The organism is Bradyrhizobium sp. (assembly GCF_030654605.1).
GTDB lineage: Bacteria > Pseudomonadota > Alphaproteobacteria > Rhizobiales > Xanthobacteraceae > Bradyrhizobium.
Genome location: NZ_JAURXB010000262.1, coordinates 1 through 3,630, shown reverse-complemented (window position 1 = coordinate 3,630; position 3,630 = coordinate 1). Strand labels below are relative to the sequence as shown.

Here is a 3,630-nt window from a genome sequence, read left to right as displayed (position 1 = left end):
CTCGACGTCGCCCGCAAGATTCTCGACGTCGCTCTCGCAAAGGGCGTCGAGAAGAAACTGAAACCCCTCGTGGTCACCGTTCTCGATGCGCGCGGTTGCGTCAAAATCTCCGCGGCTCAGGATGGCACCAGCCTGATGCGCAGCGAGATCGCCCATGGCAAGGCCTACGGCGCATTGGCAATGGGCATGGGTTCAAGAGCGCTGTTCCAACGTGCCCAGGAACAGGCCTACTTCGTTAGCGCGGTGAACACGATGGCGCAGGGCCGGCTGATTCCGGTGCCCGGCGGCGTGCTGATCCAGAATGGCGCCAGCGTCTTGCTCGGAGCTGTCGGCGTCAGCGGCGACACTTCGGACAATGACGAGATCTGCGCGATCGCGGGTATCGAGGCCGTCGGATTGAAGGCCAACGCGGGATAGCCCGAGCCCAGCCCCATGCACCGGCGAAGGTCGACTATGTAGACAAGAGTCAGAGCCAGTTTCAGGAGACCTACGCAAGATCTCGGGCGCATTACGTCGATTACGTTTCAATATACTTGGAAAATCGCGAGCAGCGGCGGCTCGAGGGTAGGAAAGACGACATGACGGGCACTAACGACCCCGCGGGTTTTGCGCCTGTCGTCGCCCTGTTCTGCACCGGCGGGATGGAGGCATTCCTCTCAAACGCCATCAAGGGAATTCTGCAGACCGGCGTCGAGGCCCGTCAAATCTATGTCGGCTGCCCCCTCAATGCGCGGCGGTCGGTGAAGAGCGTCACGCGATCGTATTCCGCCGACATCCATGTTGTTTCCAACCCGAGGTTTTCCGAGAACGCCAGCGAGATGACCTCGTATTCCAGCTTCGGATCGCGTTCCTTTACCGAGATCTCGTGGAAGAAGGTATTCTTCATCCGGCAATTGATCGAGGTTCATGCGCATGTGGTCTATGCGGATCTCGACGTCTCCTGGATCAGGAATCCGCTTCCCTATCTCATTCAGGTGGCGCGGGTCTATCCCATCGCCATCCAGACCGAGGGATTGCCGCGATTCCCGCCCGCACTGTGCTGGGGATTTGCCTCATTCACGCAATCGAAGCGGACGACTGCCTTCCTCGATGCTTTGATCGAATTCCATTCCGCCCAGCTTGGCAGCGACGACGTCGACGACGATCAGGTCGCCGCTCAGCATCTCATTGAAAACGACATCACTTGGTTACGCGACATTTGCCCGTTGCCCGAAATGCTGTTTCCAAACGGACTTGGATACCGGAATTTGCTGAATTCCGGTGCCAGTCCATGCCGGATCGAAGGCGAACTGATGCCGTTCGTTTTCCATGCGAACTGGACGGTCGGAATTGAAGACAAGCGCAAGCTGCTGACTGGCACCGGCACCTGGCTGCTCGACGATGCAGCGCTGGTGAATCAAGCCACGGCAACGGAGGCTGCCGCGGCAGGGGCCGACCTTGCGGCCCAGTCGGAACCCTCGCCCCTGCTGACCGTCATTTATCCCGTCTTTGACGTGCGCGGGGATGTCGACGCGCGGGTCCGGCTCTGGACCGAACAACAGGATCTCGACAGCCCTTCATATCGCGTCATCGTGGTGGCAGGGGCTGGGACGGAGCTTGACGAAGCCAGACTGCGGCGTGTCTTGCGAAGTCAGGATGCCATCCTGCGCGTCGCGGCAGACGGGCGTGAGGCCGATTACTGGAACGAAGGCGCGCAGCAGGCCGGCACGCCATGGCTGCTGTTCGTTGAGGCTCATGGCGTGGCCCAGCGGGACAATCTGTCCACCCTCGCCGCGTGGATTGCGGCGAACCCGGACGGCGAGGCGTGCAATTTTCGCATCGATAATATCGGTGGCCACCACGTCGCGGCGCTCATGAAGCGATGGTTTGCGGAGATCCAGGCCGGCTGGTCCGCGAGTTCGACATGGCCCCGCTTTCATCGTACGGCGTTTGCAATCCGGAGCGACGTCTTCGAGGAAGTCGGGCCCTTCGAGCCGGAATACGGCCAGTTTGCCCCGCCGCTGCTGTCAGCTCGCATGAACCAATGCGGCTATGCCATCTCGGCGCTGCCGACCTCCGTCGTCATGCACGACGATTCCCGAGAGATATCGCATCACCACGACGATACCGCAGACTACGCACAGGGCGAGATGAATGCGCGGATCGCAAACGATCCCATCTTCTTCGAGAAGTATTTTGGACCTCCGCCAAGTCAGGACGCCAACATGATTCTGGCGGCGCGGCATGCGCGCAGCATGGTCGGGGCGCTGGTGGTGACGGCGCTGCACCGGCCCCGCAAGGCCATGGATTTATTGGCGCAAACCACCCCTCTCTGGTCGGCAGCACTGGTCAGCCTGCGGGACCGGGCGAGAATGCTCGCGGCAAGGACCGCTGCGGACGAATTCCTGGTGATGCACCTGCCGGTGTCGGAAGCAACGCTGTGGCGGCGATTCCTCAAAGCCCATAGTCGGGTCGTTCGAACCGGGCAGATGATCTGGATGGCGCACAATCCGCTGCAATCCCTCCAAACCCGGATGGGGAAACGAAAGTGGCCGATTGCCGCAACCGGCCGGCAGACCGTTGTCGGCTTGTACTCCATGGAACATCTGGGCGAAGGGAGTTTTCGTTGGACCCAGCCGGTTTTCCTGCTGCGCCTCGCGCTTGTTGCCGGCCAGGGGACGTTGACGCTGGAGACGCGAAACCTGCGTCCCGGACTTGTCGCATCGGATATGGCTGTGGTCGCGGGAGGGCGAATGCTATCATCGACCGATATTGCGATCGACGGCGGAAAGCTGACGTTCAACATCAAGGCCCCGTCGGTACCGCCATGCGAAACCGACGTCGTCGTGATCGTGCGGGAACTGGCCGAGCCATCCGTCAATGACCAGCCCGGCCGCCGCCTCGGGTTGCCGTTGTTTTCCATCAGTTTTAATTACGTCGATTCCTACAACCGGAGCGAAGCCTAACCATGTCACCACCCAAGAACGTCCTGTGGATCATGTGCGACCAGCTTCGCTATGATTATCTGGGTTGCACCGGACACCCGACCCTGAAGACGCCGAATATCGACGCGATGGCCAAGCGCGGCGTGCGGTTCTCCAACGCCTATGTGCAATCGCCGATCTGCGGCCCGTCGCGGATGTCGTTTTACACAGGCCGCTACATGCGCTCGCATGGCTCGCACTGGAACGGCTGGCCGCTGCGGGTCGGCGAGCCGACGCTCGGCGATCACCTGAACAGGATCGGCGTGCGCAACGTGCTGGTCGGCAAGACCCACATGACGCCGGATCTCGAAGGCCTGAAGATGCTGGGGATCGCGCCGGATTCGATCATCGGCGTGCACGTGACCGAATGCGGCTTCGAACCCTATGAGCGCGACGACGGCCTGCACCCGACCGGCCGGCCGCGCCCGAAATACGACGCCTATCTGCGGGAGCGCGGCTACGAGGCTACCAATCCGTGGGAGCATTGGGCCAATTCCGGCGCCGACGAAGACGGCTCGCTGCAGAATGGCTGGCTGCTGGTGCATGCCGACAAGGCCGCCCGCGTCGCGGAAGAGGATTCCGAGACGCCCTACATGACGCGGCGCGCGATGGATTTCATCACCGAGGCCGAAGCCGACGGCCGGCCCTGGTGCATGCACCTGTCCTA

The 3,630-nt window shown here is 61.7% G+C and carries 3 protein-coding genes; all 3 read left to right on the top strand.

Translation table 11 applies throughout. The features are described from left to right. Positions 1 to 417, top strand: a 417-nt coding sequence (locus tag Q7U29_RS23785) for a heme-binding protein (RefSeq protein WP_304745408.1), incomplete at its 5' end; no start/stop codon positions are given. 116 nt (positions 418 to 533) lie between these two features. Then, on the top strand, positions 534 to 2,945 hold the full coding sequence (locus tag Q7U29_RS23780) for a putative nucleotide-diphospho-sugar transferase (protein WP_304745406.1): 2,412 nt from the start codon (positions 534 to 536) through the stop codon (positions 2,943 to 2,945). Between the two features lie 2 nt (positions 2,946 to 2,947). After that, positions 2,948 to 3,630 (top strand): sulfatase-like hydrolase/transferase (locus tag Q7U29_RS23775; RefSeq protein ID WP_304745404.1); only part of this gene is annotated, 683 nt, incomplete at its 3' end.